This window comes from Flammeovirga kamogawensis (genome assembly GCF_018736065.1).
GTDB classification, from domain to species: Bacteria; Bacteroidota; Bacteroidia; order Cytophagales; family Flammeovirgaceae; genus Flammeovirga; species Flammeovirga kamogawensis.
The window spans coordinates 439788-460088 of sequence record NZ_CP076130.1 but is presented as its reverse complement, the minus strand read 5'-3'; the positions used below and the strand labels follow the sequence as shown (position 1 = coordinate 460088).

12 protein-coding genes are annotated in these 20301 nt (G+C 33.2%); 3 read left to right on the top strand and 9 right to left on the bottom strand.

What is annotated here, in order from left to right; all coding sequences use genetic code 11:
• Positions 1 to 25: 25 nt before the first annotated feature.
• The 3 genes from hchA to KM029_RS25895 all read right to left on the bottom strand — a co-directional run bounded on the left by hchA (position 26) and on the right by KM029_RS25895 (position 2176).
• Positions 26 to 880 carry a glyoxalase III HchA gene (gene hchA / locus KM029_RS25905; RefSeq protein WP_144077310.1) on the bottom strand — a complete coding sequence of 285 codons (855 nt, stop codon included), beginning with the start codon at positions 878 to 880 and terminating at the stop codon, positions 26 to 28.
• 82 nt (positions 881 to 962) lie between these two features.
• Complete coding sequence (locus tag KM029_RS25900; RefSeq protein ID WP_158631276.1) at positions 963 to 1532, bottom strand: Crp/Fnr family transcriptional regulator; 570 nt, start codon at positions 1530 to 1532, stop codon at positions 963 to 965.
• A gap of 113 nt (positions 1533 to 1645) precedes the next feature.
• On the bottom strand, positions 1646 to 2176 hold the full coding sequence (locus tag KM029_RS25895) for an AAA family ATPase (protein ID WP_144077308.1): 531 nt from the start codon (positions 2174 to 2176) through the stop codon (positions 1646 to 1648).
• Between the two features lie 197 nt (positions 2177 to 2373).
• On the opposite strand from KM029_RS25895, the gene KM029_RS25890 reads away from it, so the two are divergent.
• Positions 2374 to 2832: an RNA methyltransferase gene (locus tag KM029_RS25890; RefSeq protein WP_126616866.1), complete on the top strand. Its 459-nt coding sequence runs from the start codon at positions 2374 to 2376 to the stop codon at positions 2830 to 2832.
• Between the two features lie 74 nt (positions 2833 to 2906).
• Here the strand turns inward: KM029_RS25890 and KM029_RS25885 are convergent, their stop codons facing one another.
• The 6 genes from KM029_RS25885 to KM029_RS25860 all read right to left on the bottom strand — a co-directional run bounded on the left by KM029_RS25885 (position 2907) and on the right by KM029_RS25860 (position 9405).
• The gene (locus KM029_RS25885) at positions 2907 to 3770 is read right to left on the bottom strand and encodes an SDR family oxidoreductase (RefSeq protein ID WP_144077307.1); all 864 of its coding nucleotides are present in this window, start codon (positions 3768 to 3770) and stop codon (positions 2907 to 2909) included.
• Positions 3771 to 3781: 11 nt separating this feature from the next.
• Positions 3782 to 4345, bottom strand: a complete 564-nt coding sequence (locus KM029_RS25880; RefSeq protein WP_144077306.1) for a hypothetical protein — start codon at positions 4343 to 4345, stop codon at positions 3782 to 3784.
• 119 nt (positions 4346 to 4464) lie between these two features.
• Positions 4465 to 5049: a Crp/Fnr family transcriptional regulator gene (locus KM029_RS25875; RefSeq protein WP_144077305.1), complete on the bottom strand. Its 585-nt coding sequence runs from the start codon at positions 5047 to 5049 to the stop codon at positions 4465 to 4467.
• A gap of 85 nt (positions 5050 to 5134) precedes the next feature.
• Complete coding sequence (locus tag KM029_RS25870) at positions 5135 to 5557, bottom strand: DUF2177 family protein (protein ID WP_144077304.1); 423 nt, start codon at positions 5555 to 5557, stop codon at positions 5135 to 5137.
• A 169-nt stretch (positions 5558 to 5726) separates the two neighbouring features.
• On the bottom strand, positions 5727 to 7166 hold the full coding sequence (locus KM029_RS25865; RefSeq protein WP_144077303.1) for a sulfatase: 1440 nt from the start codon (positions 7164 to 7166) through the stop codon (positions 5727 to 5729).
• A 16-nt stretch (positions 7167 to 7182) separates the two neighbouring features.
• On the bottom strand, positions 7183 to 9405 hold the full coding sequence (locus tag KM029_RS25860; protein WP_144077302.1) for a PKD domain-containing protein: 2223 nt from the start codon (positions 9403 to 9405) through the stop codon (positions 7183 to 7185).
• 760 nt (positions 9406 to 10165) lie between these two features.
• On the opposite strand from KM029_RS25860, the gene KM029_RS25855 reads away from it, so the two are divergent.
• Positions 10166 to 16366, top strand: a complete 6201-nt coding sequence (locus tag KM029_RS25855; protein WP_144077301.1) for a PKD domain-containing protein — start codon at positions 10166 to 10168, stop codon at positions 16364 to 16366.
• 412 nt (positions 16367 to 16778) lie between these two features.
• Positions 16779 to 20210, top strand: coding sequence for a two-component regulator propeller domain-containing protein (locus KM029_RS25850; RefSeq protein ID WP_144077300.1), 3432 nt, complete (start codon positions 16779 to 16781; stop codon positions 20208 to 20210).
• The last annotated feature ends 91 nt before the right edge of the window (positions 20211 to 20301 follow it).

Here is a 20301-nt window from a genome sequence, read left to right as displayed (position 1 = left end):
TTATATCTTGTTATAGTATCAATTCCTAGTTTAATGCATCTAATAAAGTATTGGCTGCTAACTTTCCTAATTCATTAGAGGCAAGAGGACTTGCTCCAGTAATAAGTTTTCTATCTAGGCAAACAGTTTTATCAGATTTGGTATTAACAAGAGTAGCACCCAAGCTCTTTAAGTTCTCGCTTAAGCCAAAAGGCATATGTCCAGGAAGGTAACCAATCATAGGTGTTTGTTTATCTACTGAATCTGGAAAAACAGCCATCTTATAACCTTTATAAAGGAAAGGCTGGTTGTTTAGCGTTGTTGCTAAGAAAGAACCTGGCCCATGACATAAACTGATCGTAAATAAATCATTTTGATGTGCCCAATTTAAGACCTTACTTACGTTTTCGTCTTCAGGAATTCCAAGCATAGAACCATGCCCACCCGGAATAAAAACAGCTGCATAAGAGTCAGAATCATCAAATGAGTTTTCAACAAAATCGCCTAATTTTTTAGGTTTTTCAAAACTAGTTGTATGCTCATTATAGAATGCTTTTACTTTTTCATCTTTTTCTGGGAATGCCCACATTTCAAAAATGACAGGTTTACCATTTGGGGTGGCTATATCAAAATCAAATCCAGCATTTTTTAAATGCATCATAGGTAACAAGGCTTCTATCGGATGATTTCCAGTAGAAAACAATTTCCCATTTTTCATCTTTAAGTTTTTCTGTTCAGTAAAAATGACTAAGATTTTTGACTTCTTACCTTGGTATTTTGTGTAAGCAATATTTTCGAAATCAGATACATCTACAGTGCCTAATTTTAAAGCAAGTTTTGAAGGACTGTATGAGCCATCGGCTTCTAATTGAGGAGCTATTCCAAGTAATTTTTTAAGCATTTTATTTACCTTTTGATGTTATTGATGTAAATATACAGCACAGGTTTCTTATAAAAATTACCCTATGGTAAAAAGAGGATATTTAGACCTTTTCTGCCCTAATTCTACTTAAACTTTGTTGGGTTATTCCTAAATAAGACGCAATATGATAGTTTGGTGTAAAATGTTCTATATCTGGGTATTGCAATAGAAATAGGTTGTATCTTTCTGCTGCGGTTAATTGTAATTGGTTTAAAATGCGTTTATGTAAACTAACCACATGTCGTTCTAAATTTCTACGTTGAAAAGCCTCAAATTCTGGAAAAAGAGCATAGATTCCATCAAGGTCTTTGGTCTTAAACTCTAAGCAAGTTGCTTCTTTAATACACTCTACCGTAAGGGTAGCTAACTCGTTATTATATATGGCAATAAAATCACTTATCCACCAATCTTTAACGGCAAATTGTAGGGTGTGCTCTTTCCCATTTTTATCAATACAGAAAGCCCTTAAACACCCATCAAGTACAAAATAGGTGTGCTTTACTACTTGCCCTTGATGGATTAAAATATCACCTTTCAAAACATTTTTTTTCTTAATAATTGAATAAAGGTATTTCTCTGCATCTGCACTTAACGAAATACTTTTTTTTATCTTCTCAATTAATTCTTCCAATTTTAAGTTTTTTTGGTGATTTGCTTTAATGCAGTTATTATTTTTGAATGAGTCAATTTAATCAATTCTGTTTATTGATGATTCATTCTATGTAATAATTGATATGATAACTTTTAAAAGTTATTGGCTAGGTAGGTATCTATGCTAGAAATTAATTCGTCAAAAGTAGCAGTTATCGTTTTATTTGAAGTATCAATTAGTATTCTACCTTTTTCCCATGGTGAAAAGGTTCTTTCTTGTATGTCTATCCAAGTAGGTAAAATTAAATTTTCAACCTCTGTACTTCTTGTTTGTACACGGTTTTCATGTTCTTTTTTGTCAGAGCAAATTACCTCTATATTTATAGGAATTGCATTGTTGGATATGGCAACTTCATCCCATTCTTTTCTTGTTAATACTATGGGGTTACAAGAATCAGCAATCACATTTAGTCCAAGTTTTAAGTTATCACTAGCTATTCTGTACGAGAGTCTGTACCCTTCTCCTTCAACTTTACAATGTAATAAATCTCTTAAACCTTGTTCAACAGTGTCAATTCTTAAATATAGGGCTTTATAGTGCTGAGCAATTAATTTTGAAAGAGTTGACTTTCCTGATGCAGGTAAACCAGAGAGTATAAATAGAATCGTTTTCTTCTTTTTCATTTAGGTTATTTTTAGGTTTTGGATTAAGTAAGCGAATCTATGAAGATAATCTGACAAAAGTTATTGTTATTCTGTGTTTATGCGTACATGTAAAATAATAAATGTTTATGAAAAATATGGGTAAGATAATGATGTGAATATTCTTCAACTCAAAATTAAATCTGCTATTTCTAAGTGGTTCTGATTAACTTGCGAGAATGAATTCAAATTTTAAAAATGAATACTTTGGTATCGGTATTCAAAATGGAAAAACTCCAGAGAATTTAGGTGTATTATGGCGTTCTGCTCAAAATTTAGGGGCTAGTTATATTTTTACAATTGGGAATAGGTATGCAAAGCAAGCTTGTGATACGCATAATGCAGTGAAGTCTATTCCGTATTACCATTATGATACTTTTGATGATTTCCTTAAAAATATACCTGTTGGAACACGTATAGTTGGGGTAGAACTTTCTGACGAATCTGAGGACTTAGAAACCTTTCACCACCCAAGAAGATGTGTTTATTTATTAGGTGCAGAAGATCATGGACTTTCTAATCAAGCAATGGAAAAGAGTCATTTTTTAGTGAAATTTAATTCTCCACTAAGTTTAAATGTTTCTGTTGCAGGTAGTATTGTTATGTACGATAGGCAATTGAATAAACCACGGTCTTAATAGGTTTTGAAACTACCCACTCGTATGTAATGGGTAGTGCCTCTTTTTAAAATTTAGTTGAAAAAATTGAGCAACTAAATTTTCTCTTTTTTTACTTCTTCTTTAAAAAAGTCAGCTAAATGGTGTGTTCCGTATTGCTTCGCTTCATTATCAAATGCCATAAGCGTGAGGAAAAACTCAATTGGTCCATAGGTTTTAGAAGAGGTAAAAGCTCTTAAACTCCAGATAGTAAATTTTCTCATCCAATCTGGTAAATGAACAATTGATGGTTGTTTATTCCAACTATCTAAAGCAAGTTTGGCAAGTTCATTTTGCGTAAATATATCAGGGCCACCAATAGAAATTTCATTTTCCAAACCGCCAATTTTATCTACACTTAGTTTTGCTAGATCTTCACCATGAATGGGATTAAGTTTAAAATTTCCTTTTCCAAAGAGGTACACTTTTCCATTCTTAGCCATAGCTAAGAAATCTTTCATGTCAGAAAAGAAGCCATTTGGTCTAATTACCGTGTAGTTTAATTCTGATGATTTTAATTCATCCACAAATTTTTCTTTTGCTTCAAAAATTTTCAGATCCCATAATTTGTCTCCATTCAAAGCAGAAACATATAAAAAAGAAGATACTTTACAGGCTTTGGCTTCATTTAATAAATTAGCATTTCCTTTATAATCAACATCAATATATGTGAGCCCATCTTTCTGTCTGGTAATCCCTATGGATGAATAAACAGCAGCAATCCCATTACAAATACCTTTTAAACTTTCTGGTTTTGTTACCTCACCAATAAAAAAATCAGTAACATTATTAAAATATTTTTTCTGATTTTCATTTCTAATTAATACCCTAACATCGTAATTTCTTTTGATAACTTCTTTAACGATATACTGTCCTAAATATCCAGTAGCTCCAGCAACTAAAACTTTTTTATTTTCCATTTTACTTTGTTTTAGATGTTGTTTTGAATTGTATTTGAGGCTGAGTAATTGTCCTCTCGTCTGATAGAAAATCCAATGACTAACTTTATTAATAGAATTGCAGGGAGCCAGATCAATAGGTGTGGGGCAGGGAAAAGGACATAGAATAGAAGTATTCCAACACAAAAAATTGTTGCAGCATTTATTTCTTGTTGTTTTATAGAGGTTGTAAAATTTACTATCAACCCACCAGTAATTGTATAAGCAAGTAAAGCAAAACAATAGTAAGCATGCCCAATAGCTAAAACTAGAAAGCCAATGTGTAGCAGGTGACTGAATAGAAAAATGATTCTCTTTTTAGTATTTTCTTTATAATGTGTTTGTGTAGATTTTGTGAAGTTAGCAACTGCTCCTGCAAAAATATCGAGGAGCATAACGATAAATAAAATAGCTTTCCAAATGGGAAGTTCGGTTAATTCTGTGAAGTTGCTGTAGACTATACAGCCAATAGAAAAAAGAGTGACTCCCCATATTTTTATTTGATCTTTTTTTATTGGAGTGTCTCCTAAAAACTCTTTAGAAAATGCATTACTCATGATTTTTATAGTTATAATTTTGTATTAAATAGAAGAGGATTTTATATCCGTTTTCTATAGGTTTATTTTAAACTTGATACAAAATTATAGACCACAATTTTAACTGTTATGAACTTAAGTTAATTATGGTCATCACTTGCAATTCTTTTTCTTATTCTACTTAACGATTGAGGTGATATACCTAAGTAAGAAGCAATATAATGTTGGTGAACTCTTTGAAATAATGCTTTATTTGTTTTGAGTAAATCGATGTATCTTTCTTCAGGAGATTTAGTAACAAAAGATTCAATAATTCTATTATTTGTAATTAATTCATCTATTAAAGCATATTTCTCTATCATTTCAAAATTTGGGAATTTGGTGAAAATAGTTGGGTCTAATGTTTTAGGAAAGAGCATTATTGTTGTGTTTTCTAATGCTTGAAAGTTCTCTTTTGCTATCGTATTCTTGATAAAACTTTCGTTGGCGCATAAAAACTTTCCTTCGGTAAAAAAGAAGGCTGTTTTCTCATTGCCATCCACATTATAAAATAACCGTACACAACCTTCTATAACAAAATAGATATTTGTAGCCACACTTCCCTCTTTAAAGAATACTTCATTTTTCTTGTATTCTTTTACAGGAAAATGGGCAAATGCATATTCAGCTTCTTCTGTAGTAATAGGAGCGTATTTATTAATATGGGTTACAAACTTATTTAACATAACCTTGATTTTTTATGTCTTACTATTTTCAAAATTACTTAAATATAGCTGTATTTTTGTATGCCTTAAATCATGCGGTTTTCTTTTAATCTTCTTTTTTAATTAACCACCAAGTTGTTACTACAGAGGCAATAGGAGCAAAGAGTACTCCTTCCATTGTAACCTCAATCACTAATGCTAAAGGGTAATTGGCTAAAGACCACCCATTAGGTAATGCAAGCGTTCCATAGGCAGTAACTCCAAGTAATAACCCTTTTAATGCAGCAGCTTTTAAATCTTTTGCTTCTACAGCAGGTTCAACCACAAGTTTTACGATGGCTGTAGTAATGAGGGCAAACCAAATTAAGAGAAGTACAGGGTTTTGAATATCTGTTACAAAGATTTCTCTTATGCCGGCTTGTTCTTGTATGTTTTGGCTAAAGTTCATTCCAAAAGCAAACTGGTAAGTGACATCTACAATAAAGTAAACTACAAATACGCTTAAATATTTTAAAATAGTAGTTTTCATTAAAATGGGGAATTAATAAGATGAATCTAATTGAATAACGGTAATAGAATTTAAGTAAAATTTTTAAATCAAAAAAGTAGTGTAACCATTAACAGGTTACACTACTCCACACTAGTAATAAATAGCACACACTTAACCTCCCATTTAAAGGAGAATCCACTATTATTTTTTAAGATTTTTTCTTTCTAAATACTGCAGGATCTAGCCAACGGTAATAATCAAATTCATGTTCTCTAAAACGATCATAATTGGGGTTTTCTGTTGGCATTAATCCGCCAAAACTATCTCTCCAACTTTTAAGATCATTGTATAATTCTTTTGCTTTTTCAGGACGTTGTTTTACTAAATTCACGGTTTCACCAATATCATCAGCAAGGTCATAAAGCTCTATTTCTCCTGTTAGGTAATTTTCAATCAATTTGTAATCCCCTTTTCTAATTGCACCTTTAGGGTTACGGGTCCACATGTTTGTAGGGAAATGCCAATACAGAGCATCTCTATTTAAAGTTGCTGTTTCCTGTTTTAACAAAGGGACCAAACTAATACCATCTACTTTTTGTGCAGGCTTTTTTGTTTTCCCAATTTCAATAAATGTAGAGAATAGATCATAACTATGAACTGGAACACTACTAACAGTATTTTCTACCACTTCACCAGGCCATTTAACAATCAAAGGAACTCTCAAACCACCTTCATAAAGTGTACCTTTTTGATCTCTTAGTGGTAACATTGTTGTAGCCATTGGAGTAGGTTCTGCCAAATACATATCACCATCCATTCCGCCATTATCGGAATAATAAACTACAACTGTATTTTTATCTAAGCCCTGTTTTTTAAGTTCATCTAAAAGTAAACCAGTCGACTCGTCTGCCATTTCTACCATGGCAGCATAAGTAGGATGGATATTTGAGATTCCCGTTTTTCTTAACTTTGCATTGTACTTATCTATAAGCTCAGTTCTAGCATATAATGGAGCATGGACAGCATGGTGAGATACACATAAAAAGAAAGGTTCTTCTTTATGATCACGTATAAATTGGATGCCCTCTGCGGTAATTTCACCAAGTTCGTGCATCTCGTTTTCTTCTATATATTTTAGTAAAGTAGGGTCTGAAATGTTCTTATTAATTTTTGAAAAACCAACGTCTTGAGGCTTCCCGCCAGCATGCCATTTACCTACAATTCCGCAAGCATACCCTTCGGCATTTAAAAGTTCAGCATAAGAGTCTACATCATCTGCTAATTTAGTAGCCATTTTAGGCGACTTTAATTTTGCATACGGACGGTCACTTACACCAAGTACTTCCCAAATACCATGGCGAATAGGGTTTTGTCCAGATACTAAACTTGCTCTTGTAGGAGAACAAACAGGTGAGGCATATGCTTGTGTAAAACGCATTCCTTCTCTAGCCAATTGATCTGTTACTGGGGTCTCAATAAATTTACCTCCATAAACACCTAGGTCTTTCCAACCTAAATCATCAATTAGTACAAAAAGTATATTTGGTGTTTTATGCTTTTTTTGTGCTTCAGTAGGCAAAGTAAAAAAAGCAATACAACCAATAAGTAATAGAGGTCTTAGTAGTTTATTAATAGTTGACTTTCTCATTATTCTAAGTATTATTTTATAGAATGATTAGCTTCTTTGTGATGATGAAATCTTTACTTTCTAACCTGATAAAGTAGATGCCTTTTTTAAAGTCAGTTACTAAATTTACCTGTGTTGAGTTGAACTCTTTTTGGTAAGAAATTTTTCCATTTTGATCAATTACACTCATTTTAATATCAGTTGACCAATTCTCTAATTCTACAAAGAAATTTCCCGTTGAAGGGTTAGGAAATATATTTACTTTTCTTTCTAAAAAAGGAGTAATTGAAGTAGGGATTTCAGGTTTGTCTTTTGATATAACAGTAATTAATTTAGTGGTATTGGCAGTTCCGCTGGTATTATTTATTGTTAGTTGAACAATATAAGTACCTTCTTTATTATAACTGTGTGATGGGTTTTGAGAAGTAGCCTCATTGTCATCGCCAAATTCCCATTTCCAAGATGAAATGTCACCAATAGAGGTGTCTTTAAAAGTGATACTTTCATTTACAAAAACAGTATCTTTTGCAATTGTAAAATCGGCACTCAATTGTTCTTCAATAGTATTATTTTCAGTAATTGTAATCACTTTTGAGATAGATGATGACCCACCGTTATTTTTTACAACTAATCGAATTGTATAGTCACCGACTTCTTCGAAAGTGTGTAGAGGATGCTGTTGGGTAGAAGAATGACTGTCACCAAAATCCCATTCCCAAGTAGTTATAACACCTTCTGATTGATCTTTAAATTGTACAACTCCATTACCCGAATTAATCTCCATGCTGAAGTCTGCAATCGGAACAATTTCTTCTACAAAAAGAGGAGGTGTTTCTCTTAATTCTATTTGGTCTAAAAGTATTTCTTTTGCATTAGCACCAACATTAGCATTGGTAAAGAAAATTTTAATTTTAGAGGTGCTTTCTTCTGCAGTAAATTGTAGACTTTTTCTATTCCAAAAATTTCTGAAGTATTTAACTTCTACTTTGTCACCATTTTCTTTTTCAATACCCAACCAAGCGTTATCCCATTTGTCTAGGCCGTTTGTATTTGGAGATAAAGCGTATGCAGAAAGGATATATAAAGTATTTGGTTTTACAGTAATTTCTTGAGATAGAGTGGTAGACTTTCCATTTTCAAACTTTACATGTTGTGTTGCATCGTAGCTTTCTTCTGTATTGTTTATTACGGTTACATCATTATCAGTAACTGTCCAACCTTCAAGACCATCTTCAAAGCTAGGGTTATTTACTAAGTTATCTTCTAGAGCACAACCTTGGTAAACCATTGGTGTTTCTTTTTGCCAAACTCTTACATAATCAACAATAAACTGACACTTCTCATCTTTTAATTCATCTTCAGTAGGAATGCCTTTCCACGGAAAAACCTCATTGTCTACCCAAACTTTTTGAGAACCATACATCACCCAATTTTCTTCACCTATTTCTGCTTTGGTTACACATCGAATCATTTTATCATCTACATAGATTTTAATATAGTCTTCACCCCATTCAGCAGCCCAAATGTGGTAATCTTCTGCAACTTTAAAATCCAAGCGGTGTTGGTTATCCCAACAGGTTAAACCATAATCAGGGCGGTTACTTGGTAGACGCCAGTCGTGAAAAGAAGTATGGTATAAATACTCAACATCAGGGTCTTTTGTGCTACTACCAATGTGTTCAAATACATCTAATTCACCTGAGTTTCTTCCATTATCACCACTGTCGGTATTTGTATCTCCTGTAGACCAAAAAGCACTTGAAAGTGGAGCGTCTGCTACTTTACAACGGATTTCCATATACCCATATTGAAACGTTTTTTTGGATATAATTGCACCAGTGGTGATGTTTTCATAGATTTCTCCATTCTTTGGTTCATCTAAAAAATCAAAATCAGGTTCCCATCTTGTTGTAATAAACAAGTATCCATCTTCTACTTTTACAGCATGTGGTACAAATTGTGAAGGGCGTCTGCCTTTAAAATTATTGGCATAGAAAGTTCCCCCATTAAGTGGTTGACCCTGTACCCACCATTTCGAATCATCTAGAGTAGATTCATCAAACTCATCACTTACATCTTCCTTTAATAACCATCCTCCTTTGTTGTTAGGATCTGTATGAGGATAGATATTTTGAGCAGTTGTTTTTATATTCGTTAGGAAAAGTATAAAAAGTAGTAGTTGTATCGTTTTCATTTCAATAGTTAAAAGTGATAGTAGAGATAGTGTGGTAGCTGATAATATGTTTGTAATTCTTTTCATTTCTTTTTTGTCTCAATTATAATAAAAAAGTGATCTAAAAAATAAGGTAGACCTTGTGTGAAATTGTAAATGCAATAACCATTTTTCTGTTTAGTTTGATGTTTTTTTGCGTAAATAAAACTGTTCGTAAAGTAAAGTATTCTGTTTTTCAAAGGATATTTATAAGCACTGATTTGAAGGTGTTTTTTATCAATTATAAGGAATAAAAGGGAGTGTTTTTTTTGAGCTGAAAATAATTAAAAACACCTTCATAGAGGTTGGTTATTTTTAGACTTTAATGCCTCATATAAATGCTACTTTTCTAAGTGATTTCGTCTTAGGTTGATAAAATCAATTTACATTTAGATACATCTTATTCACTCATAATCACCTCTAAAATAGACCCCTGCAATACATTTGATGTTGTTAAGTGTTAATTAAACATTCAATAAAAATAAGAATGTCAATCTAAAATTTATTGCCAATGGTATAGATCGATAGATAAATAAATGCAGTGAATAATAAACAAGCTGTAGTCAGTAGATAATATGGAGTTTCTCCTATTTTTTTAAAAGAGACAAGTAGATCGACACCTACTGGAGAACTACAAATTAGCTACTGATTTTTTTTAATATTAAAAAGGTCTCTTCTGAAATGAGATAAGAAAAATAGGTAATTAAGAATACATTATCACACTAACTTTTTGATATACAAATAACAATTAAAGCAAAAGACGAATTGTACTCTTTTTAAAAAGAGGAATCAACAAACATTAATTAGTATGAAAAGAATTAAACTTTTTCTCGGCTTAATTGCATTACTTCTTTCTATAGAAGTTTATGCACAAAACAAGCCCAACGTTTTAATAATCCATACGGATGAACATAACTTTAAAACTATTAGTAAGTACCGCGACTTAAATATGAGTAGTGGTAACATTTCTGCCGAAGAATACTACAATCCTTGGAATGCTTCGGTACATATGGAAACGCCTAATATTGATAGGATCGCTACAGAAGGTGCAATAAGTACAAAACATTATGCTACTTCACCTACATGTACGCCTTCTAGAGCATCATTAATGACGTCTCTTTATCCGGGTTCTACAGGTGCGGCAAGAAATGACCGACCAATGACAGATGATTTACCAACTTTTGCAAATGTATTTAAGGAGAACGGTTACAGTACTTCTTACATTGGTAAATGGCACTTAGAAGGATACGATAATCCTAGCCAAAAGGTATGGGGTGCTGGTCGTAATTTTGGATTTGACAACATTGAATGGAGAATTGAGAAAGAACATTGGACGTGGTATAACGAAGATGGAGAGCCACCGTACAATTGGGGTGAAGAAGGACAACCTGATCCTGTAGATGGAAAACCGTGGATTTTTGCTACAGATTTTTACACAAACAAGGCCTTAGAAATTATGGAGGCTGATGTAGAAAACAATAAGCCATTTTGTTTAGTAGTTTCAATTCCTGATCCTCATACACCTAATCACTCTTCGCCAAAATATGCAGATTGGGCAAGAAGTATTAGTTTTAATGCTCCAAAAACCTATGTGGAAACCTATAGAACGGCAGACGAAGAAGCTGCAGGTGTTGTAAAAAGACCTACTTGGGCAGATAAAAGAAATAACAATGATGTTTGGTATGGTTCTACTCGATATGCTGAATTTGATGAGTTTTACATGCAAGAATATTGGGGTATGTTACGCTCTGTTGATGAAAATGTAGGTAGAATGTTAGATTTCTTAGATGAGAAAGGTATTGCTGATAATACAATTGTTATCTATACTGTAGACCACGGTGATATGACTTTTGAACATAGCCGTATTAATAAAGGTGTACCGTATGAGAATTCTGCGAAAATACCTTTCATTATTCGTTATCCTGAAAAGATTAAAGAAGGTAAAATAGTGACTACACCAAACATGAACGTAGATGTAGCACCAACTATTTTAAGCTTAGCAGGTTTACCAGCTATGGAAAATGTTCATGGAGAAGATATCTCTTCTTTATATACTAATGATGATTTATTAGTGAATGTAGCAGACACAGTTTACATTACAGAAGATGCTGGATGGTGGGCTTCTGCTGCAACAGAACGTTATAAACTAGTATTAGCAAATAAAGATCAACCATATCTTATTGATTTGCAAGAAGATCCGTTGGAATTAAAAAACCAATTGGAAGATGTAAATGCTCCTAATTATGCAGATTATTATGCAAAAGCATTAAAGCTAGAAGATTTCTTAAAAAGAGAAATGCTTGCTAAAAATGAATTGTATGGTGCTGGTACTAAATTTTTGATTTGGATGACTTCTGGACCAGAAATTCCAGCTCCACCAGCAGTAGCCGAATCGGTATTGCCTTTAAATACTACGTTGTTTGGTTTTGAAGGAAATGCAGTTGTTGATGGTACTGCTAAGAAATGGTCAATGGGAGCTAGCGGAGATTTTACAATTACTGATGAAAAAGTAGCAACGGGAACAAAAAGTTTAAAGTTTCATCATACAACTCCTTTAACAGGAAATGGCGGAGCAGCACATGCTCCAGCAGGTATGGTACAATTGGCAACAGGTAAATTTACCTTTAAAGCAAAAGTTTTTGTAGAAGCAGGAAGTGCGGCAAGTCGTTTTAGACTTTTTGTGAAGAACCCAAGTTCTAATTTAGATCCTTTTAATTTACCTACAACAACAGGAGAGTGGGTAGATGTAAGCTACGATTTTACTATGAACCCAGGTACCTCTCCAGAGGGAACATTCTCTATTGTTATTCAGCCAGGTGATGCAGCTGCAAATGGTGGTACATCTTCTACAGTGTATTTTGATGATATTGAAATTGTAGAAAATATTCCTTTACCTTTTACGGGTTTAGACCCTGTATTATTTGGTTTTGAGGGCAGTCAGTATTTAGATGGTGAAGAAAAAAACTGGTTCCTTGGCACAAGTGGTGCTGCATACAGCAGAGATGAATTTAATTCTGGACAAAGAAGTTTAGATCTTTCAGATGTTTCGAATATTGCAAGCAATGTGTCATTGGCAGCACATTCTCCAATTAAATCACTGTATTTACCTGAAGGAGAATATGAACTTTCTGTACGTGTAAAAGCAAAAGAGAATAATAAGATCAAGAATTTTGATATCATGCTTAAAGACAACAAACCTCAAAGTTTGTATATCATTAATTCATTCGATATTTCGACAATAACAGAAGCTGACGGGTGGGTTACTCTCACAAAAAACATCAGTTTTGGAAAAGACAGTGATCCTACAAACGGTCAAGTAACAGTTCGTGTTAGAGAAGCAGACCTTAACCTTACAGGCGAGGGATATTTATTTGTAGATGATATTCAAATTAAGAAAAAAGAAACAGCAGAGGGTAGTACTAATCCAGCTGATGAAACACCAAAAGATGTTGTAAACGGACCAGATGATATTAACTACATGAACTCTCATTTGTTTGGCTTTGAAGGACCAACATTGATAGACCTTGGAAGTGGTAAAGTACGTGTGCGTTGGACTGGCGATTCTGAATTTGGTATTGTGAATTTAAATGGTGCCCCACATGGTGAAAGAGTGATGCGTTTTGCATACGGAACGGCATTAGATAAAACAAAATCTGTTTATGTTGATAAAGGATCAGCAGTTTTACCTAGAGACCGTGATTTAGAATTCACCATGAAAGTATTTATTGAGGAAGGAAGTACAATCAATAAAATCAGAGTAGCAGATTTAACTTCTCCGGTAATGCAATTTGATTTAACTGCTGTTGAGCAGGGAAAATGGACTACCTTAAAAACAACAATTGCACAAGGTAAGTTAAACGATTTTAATCGTATTAAGCTGCAAGTTCAAGTACCTGATGCAGGTACAAATGGAGTAATTTATTTAGATGAAATTAGAGTAACTGATGTACCAGAAGGTGAAGGGAATGAAGGTTGCGTTGCCAATTCAAATACGTTACTAAACTCTTGTTATTTTGGTTTTGAAGAAGATGCATCTACAGCTCTATGGACTGTAAATACTGATTTTTACGCTTTCACATCAGAAAAGTACTGGGGTGGTGCAAATGCAGTTAAGGTTTTTGTAGAAGAAGAAATTACTTCAGGAAGTAAGAATTTAACCCCCAAAGGTGCAGGTTTACCGAATGTAGTTGTTACCGAGAATGTGATAGTTTCTATGAAAGTATGGATTGATGAAGCAGTAACAATTGAAAAGATTGGAGCTCCAATTAAGTACGATAGCGATGCAGCCAAGATAGAATATTTTGATATTACGGGTGTAGAAAAAGGGAAATGGGTAACGATCTCACAAGAATACGAAGTACCTATTGATGTAGATAGAGAAGAAGTAACTATTGGTTGGATTGGTTTAAGAATGAATACAACTACAGGTGGTACAGGTACTATTTATATTGATGATATTACTGCCATTCCAGCATCAGAATATATTGCAGAACAAGAATACGCTGTTAGTTTTACTGTAAAAAATGATTCAGATCAATTTGTTGAAAATGCTTCTGTTTTAGTGGAGGGTTACGATGAATTAATAACGGATGCTACTGGTGCAGCAAGTTTAAATTCATCAAATATTAACGAAAAAGCATTTACGGTAGAGAAAGATGGATTTTCTATATACGAAGGCAAATTCTCTGTAATTGATGATGTTGTAGCAGTAAATGTAATGCTAGCTACTTACGTTCCACCTGTGTATTATGGTACTATTGTTATTAAAAACGATATGGGAGATCCATTATCAGGAGTTGAAGTAATAGTAGGTGATTATAATGATATCTATGTTACAGATGTAAGAGGTGCAGTAGTAATTGCTAATTTAAAACAAGGTGATGAGGTTGCTTATACCGTTAATGTACCATCTTATACATCTATTTCTGATAGTTTTACAATAGGCGAAGAAAACGGGAATGTGGTTGTTAACCTGGTGAAGCAATTATTTGCTCCTATGGCTAATTTTACACAAAATAGAGTGCAAGGTGAAAGTCCACTTACTGTAAGTTTTACAGATCAATCTAGTTATAGACCTACTTCATGGGAATGGAATTTTGGTGATGGAACAACATCTACAAACCAAAACCCTTTCCATACATATAATGAATCAGGAACTTATTCTGTTCGTCTAAAAGTAACTAATGCTACTGGTGATGACACGATTGAAAAAGAAGATTTAATTGTAGCGGGTATCCCTCCAGTTGCTGCTTTTAGTGCAGATGTTACAAAAGGAACATCAGTTCTGACTGTTCAATTTATGGATGAAAGTGAAAATACCCCAACTGCATGGGCGTGGAACTTCGGAGATGATAACACATCAACAGAACAAAACCCTACACATGTATATCAAGATGCCGGAGTTTATACAGTAACTTTAGCGGTTACAAATGCAGATGGTACAAGTGAATTGGTAATGGAAGATTACATTACAGTTACTGAGGTGCCAATACCAACGGCAGGATTTACATTTGCAATAGCAGATTTGAATACTCCAAAAGTGATTCAATTTACAGACACTTCTACTGATGGACCAACTACATGGGCATGGGATTTTGGTGATGGTAACTCATCTACAGAGCAAAACCCAATATATACTTATGCAGAAGCAGGAACATATACTGTTGAGTTAACTTCAGGAAATGATTTGGGTGAAACAAAAGCAACTTTACCAGTTGTAGTTACATCAAGTACTCTAGCTTATGAGTCTGTTTATGAGAATGATTTTACGGAGTTCTCTGTTTCAGAAACATTACTTAATGATGATAGAGACAACGATAGAAAGTTTCATTACATCGCTTTCCAACAAGTTGATTTAGTACGTACCTTAACAGCTACTGAGGAAGGTGGAAATACTTACCTAAAGTACGAAGACAGTAATACGAATGCATCTGCAAATGGTCAGATAAGAACAAATACAGTTATTGCTTTTGAAGCTGGCAACCGTTATGAGCTGACATTTAAATCTAGAGGTGTTGGAATACATTTTCCATTAATAATGGATACAGAAACAAATACTCCTAGAGAAAGAGGAGATCAATACAAAGACGGAAACAATACCGACTGGCATACGCATACACTTACATTTGATGTAACAGAAGCGTATACTGCAACAATTGCAATTGCAAGAAATTGGTATGGTACTTTAGATATTGATGATATCAGTTTATCAATTGTTACAGAAGTAGAAGAAGAAACACCAAGTGCTGCAGTGGCAGATTTTACGGCTTCGGCTACTGCTGTAAAAGTGGGTGTTGAAGTAAGCTTTACAGATACTTCTTTAGAAGAGCCAACAGCATGGGCATGGGAATTTGGTGATGGTACAACATCAACAGTCCAAAACCCAAAACATGCGTATACTACTAAAGGAAATTATACTGTAAAATTAACAGCAACAAATGCAACAGGAGGGTCTTCTAAAACGATGTCGTTAACTGTTACAGAAAACGAAGTAGAGACAGAAGTAGCACCCGTAGCAGATTTTGTAGTTTCTACTTCAGCTATAAAAGTTGGTGAAAGCGTGGTATTCACAGATGCTTCTACAGGGAACATTGATGCGTATACTTGGGACTTTGGTGATGGTAACTCATCTACTGAAGCAAATCCATCAAATACTTATTCAGAAGCAGGTACTTATTCTGTTACTTTAACCGTAAGCAATTCTGCGGGTTCTTCAGAAGAAGAAAAAACAAATTTGATTACAGTTACAGAAGAAACTCCAACAAGTGTGGCTCCAGATAAATTGGCAATTGCTATTTATCCTAATCCAGCAACCGATGTTGTAAATGTTGTAGCTATTAATGTGACAAAAATTGCAGTGTACAATACATCAGGACAATTGGTAAAAGTGGTAGATAAACAATCAACTACTGCTAAAGTTTCTGTTAGCAATTTAAATAAAGGACTCTACATTTTTATGCTAACTACTAAAGGTGGAAAGTCAGTAACTAGAAAGGTGCAAGTGAAATAGGCTTATACTTTTTAAAGTAATTTTTTAGTCCTAAGATAAAATGTAGAAATACGTTTCATCTTAGGACTTTTTTAGTAGAAATTGACATGGTTTGGCTAGAGGTTACGTTGTGAAAACTGCTTTTGCTTAGAAAGTGAGATTAATTATGGTAAAAAATTAAATTTTGATACTTTTTAATCAAAATTTAACGGTAATGTACACAAAATAAGCCGTTTATAAAGCTGTAGATAGAATAATAGTAGTATAGATAGTAATTATATGGAAAAGAGTATTTCTGATGAAGTACTCTTTTTTTTATATCAAATAAAGATATAATTGTTTTATTCTAATGTTTTATCTAAATTATGTGTTATAAAAACACTTTAATTGTGTTGATTAACTACTACTCAGCTATCGAATTTGACTTTTTATAATGAACATATTATCTAAAATATTTACTGTACTACTACTTACTATATTAATTCCTGTGTGCTGTATGGGGCAATTCCCAGATAAAACTTCCTATAGTTTTGATCGGTTTAGCATTCAAGATGGTTTATCTAATGTAAGCGTTCACTCTATCTACCAAGATAGTAAAGGCTTTATGTGGTTTGGAACATTAATGGGATTAAACCGTTACGATGGTTACAATTTTAAGGTGTATAAAAACTCTACAAAAGATAACAATACACTGTTTTCTAATTACATTAATTGTATTACAGAAGATGGACAAGGTAACTTATGGGTAGGTGATGCCGGTGGTCTAAACTTGTATCATAGAGATAAAGATAATTTTGAGAGAATTCATATTCCTGAATTTGTAGGTTGCCGTGTTATTCAAAAAAGCGGAACTGATAAGTTATGGATTGGTTCTTTAAAAGGGTTCTTTTTATTTGATATTAATAAGAAAGTAATTGTAAAAAATATATCAGGTAAATATGTTAATCAGCTATTAGTAGATAGCAACAATAAACTTTGGCTTGGTACAGAAACAGAAGGTATTTATTTATTTAATGATAAAGGATCAATAGAAGCTATTTTTAAATCTTCGAATAGAAAAGGAAGTTTATCTCATAATAACATCGAAGTAATACATCAAGATACCAAAGGTACAATTAGAGTAGGTACAGAAGGAGGTGGTCTTTGTGTTTACAACCCTAAAAATAAAGAGTTTACGCCAATCCCATTACCCACTAAAGTTGTATGGGATATTCTTGAAGTGAATGGTAAACTCTGGTTGGCTACACCAGAACATGGAGTTATTATATTAGATCCAAAAACAAATAATTTTGAGAGTATTACAAATAAGGTAAACGATCCTAAAAGTATATCGGAAAACCATATTCTTACATTTTTTAGAGATAAATCTGAAAATATTTGGCTCGGTGGTTTCCGTAAAGGTTTAAACTACTGGAACTCTCAAACCAATGCATTTAGCCTTATTTCTAGTAATAGAGGAGGGTACGAATTTCTGACAAATAATAATGTGATTTCTTTGGAAGAAGATGCTAAAAATATCTATTTTGGTACTGATGGAGGTGGTTTAAATGTGCTTAATAAAAAGACAAAAAAGATAAAAGTATTTAAGCATAATCCTGATGACCCTACTTCTATTGGTGCCAATGCAATTCTTTCTATAACAAAAGGGCGTGATGGTTTTTATTGGATTGGTACTTGGGGAGGAGGATTAAATAAGTTTGATCCAAGAACAGAAACATTTTCAAGAATTGTTCAAGATCCAAAAAATCCACATTCTTTACCAAACAATAATATATGGAAAGGTTATGAAGATAGTAAAGGAAATTTCTGGATAATTGTACACAATATTGGTGTATGTTTATTGGATTTAGAAACTGGAGATGTAACAAGAAACGTATTGCCAATAAAGAAGGGCGAATCTATTGAAAGCTCTTTTAATATGTTTGAAAGTAGTGATGGTCATATGTTTTTCAATTCTTACTACGGTTTATATGTTTACAACTTGGATACTGAAGAATTAAAGAAATATTACCCCGATGAAAAAAATCCCGATGCAATAGCTGGAGCAGTACCTAGTCAGGTTTTTGAAACTCTTGAAGGAGATCTTTGGGTAGCAACATCTGGAGGTTTATCAAAGTTTGATATTACGGCAGAAAAATTTATTTCTTATGGAATAAAAGAAGGGTTAGCAAGTGCAGAAATAAGAGGAATAACAGCTGATAAAGAAGGTTATTTATGGATATCAGCAAAAAATAATATCGCGAGATTCGATCCAATAAAGAAAGTATTTATAAATTATTTAGGTTCCGATTTATCTCAGGATGGTGAATTTAATAAAGGGTGTGCTTTCCGCTTAAATTCTGGAGAGATACTTTTTGGTAATAGTAGTGGTATTACATTATTTAATCCTTTGGATGTTAAACAAAATGCAGTTGTTCCTCCTGTAGTATTTACAGACTTTTTACTTTTTAATAAAGAGGTAAAAATAGAAGAGGGATCACCACTAAAGAATGTAGTAGAAGAGACCTCTGAGATAACTTTAACTCATGAACAATCTGTTTTTACAATAGATTTTGCAGCGTTAAATTATTACCATGCCGATAGGAACCAATACAAATATAAATTGATTGGTTTTGATAAAGATTGGAGAGATGGCTCAAGAAGAAGTGCAACCTATACCAACCTTGATCCAGGTGTATATACTTTTCATGTTAAAGGATCTAACAACCATAATATTTGGAATGAGAAAGGAGATAGTATCGTACTTAATATTCTTCCTCCGTGGTGGAAAACGTTATGGTTTAGAATCTCTTTTATTGTTACAATACTAAGTTTGTTTGTTGCCTTTTACAAATACAGAACATTAAAATTAAAAAGGGAACAAGTAAAACTAGAACTAATCATTCAGGAGAGAACTGAAGAAGTGGTTGCTCAAAATGAGGAATTATCTGAACAGCAAATAGCAATAACATCTCAGAATGCAGAACTACAAGAAAAGCAAAAAGAGATCACTGTGCAGAATGAAGAATTGTTGCAACAGCAAGAGGAAATTTTAGCACAAAGAAATTATATCGAAGAAAAAAACAGCCAATTATTGGGGCAGAATGAGACCTTAAAATCTCAGCATCAGCACATCACAAATAGTGTACGTTATGCAAAAACAATACAAAGTGCTGTTCTTCCAAATAAGGAATATTTATCTGAATTGTTTTCAGAACATTTCATTTTATTTAAACCTAAAGATATTGTTGCTGGAGATTTTTATTGGGCAGGGGAAAACAACAAGAGTAAATATATTGCAGCTATAGATTGTACAGGGCATGGTGTTCCTGGTGCATTTATGAGTATGATAGGTAATGCATCTTTCAATTATCTAATCAATGAACTAAAAATAGATGACCCTAAAGAGATTTTAGAAAGACTACACCAAAGAGTAAGAGTTGCATTAAAGCAAGATACATCCAATAATACAGATGGGATGGATTTATGTCTTTGTAAGATTACTCCAATAGATGAATCGTCTAGTGAAATAGTATTTGCAGGTGCAAAAAGGCCTTTGTATTATTTTACAAAAGATGGAATCTTACATCAAGTAGCTGGTAGTAAAAAAGCTATTGGAGGTATACAAAGAAAGGGTAGAAAGTTTGAAAATAATACACTTAGGTTAGATAAAGGAACTATTATATACCTTACAACAGATGGGTATATGGATCAGAATAATAAAGAAAGGAAGAAAATTGGTAAGATCTTATTCGAAAAATTCTTAACAGGAATTGGGAGGTTACCAATGGATATTCAAAATGAACAATTGGACCGTTTATTGGCATTGCATCAAGAAGATGAATTGCAAAGAGATGATATAACTATACTAGGAATTAAAGTGTAGTTACTTGTTGTGGTTTCTTGATAAAATAAAAGGGTTAACTGATAAGAGTTAACCCTTTTGTTGTTTATAAGCAGAATTATTCAGCATATAT

Coding starts and splice junctions, on each gene's coding strand:
- hchA (WP_144077310.1), bottom strand. CDS start 880: ATGCTTAAAAAATTACTTGGAATAGCTCCTCAATTAGAAGCCGATGGC.
- KM029_RS25895 (WP_144077308.1), bottom strand. CDS start 2,176: ATGAAAAAGAAGAAAACGATTCTATTTATACTCTCTGGTTTACCTGCA.
- KM029_RS25890 (WP_126616866.1), top strand. CDS start 2,374: ATGAATTCAAATTTTAAAAATGAATACTTTGGTATCGGTATTCAAAAT.
- KM029_RS25885 (WP_144077307.1), bottom strand. CDS start 3,770: ATGGAAAATAAAAAAGTTTTAGTTGCTGGAGCTACTGGATATTTAGGA.
- KM029_RS25880 (WP_144077306.1), bottom strand. CDS start 4,345: ATGAGTAATGCATTTTCTAAAGAGTTTTTAGGAGACACTCCAATAAAA.
- KM029_RS25875 (WP_144077305.1), bottom strand. CDS start 5,049: ATGTTAAATAAGTTTGTAACCCATATTAATAAATACGCTCCTATTACT.
- KM029_RS25870 (WP_144077304.1), bottom strand. CDS start 5,557: ATGAAAACTACTATTTTAAAATATTTAAGCGTATTTGTAGTTTACTTT.
- KM029_RS25865 (WP_144077303.1), bottom strand. CDS start 7,166: ATGAGAAAGTCAACTATTAATAAACTACTAAGACCTCTATTACTTATT.
- KM029_RS25860 (WP_144077302.1), bottom strand. CDS start 9,405: ATGAAAAGAATTACAAACATATTATCAGCTACCACACTATCTCTACTA.
- KM029_RS25855 (WP_144077301.1), top strand. CDS start 10,166: ATGAAAAGAATTAAACTTTTTCTCGGCTTAATTGCATTACTTCTTTCT.
- KM029_RS25850 (WP_144077300.1), top strand. CDS start 16,779: ATGAACATATTATCTAAAATATTTACTGTACTACTACTTACTATATTA.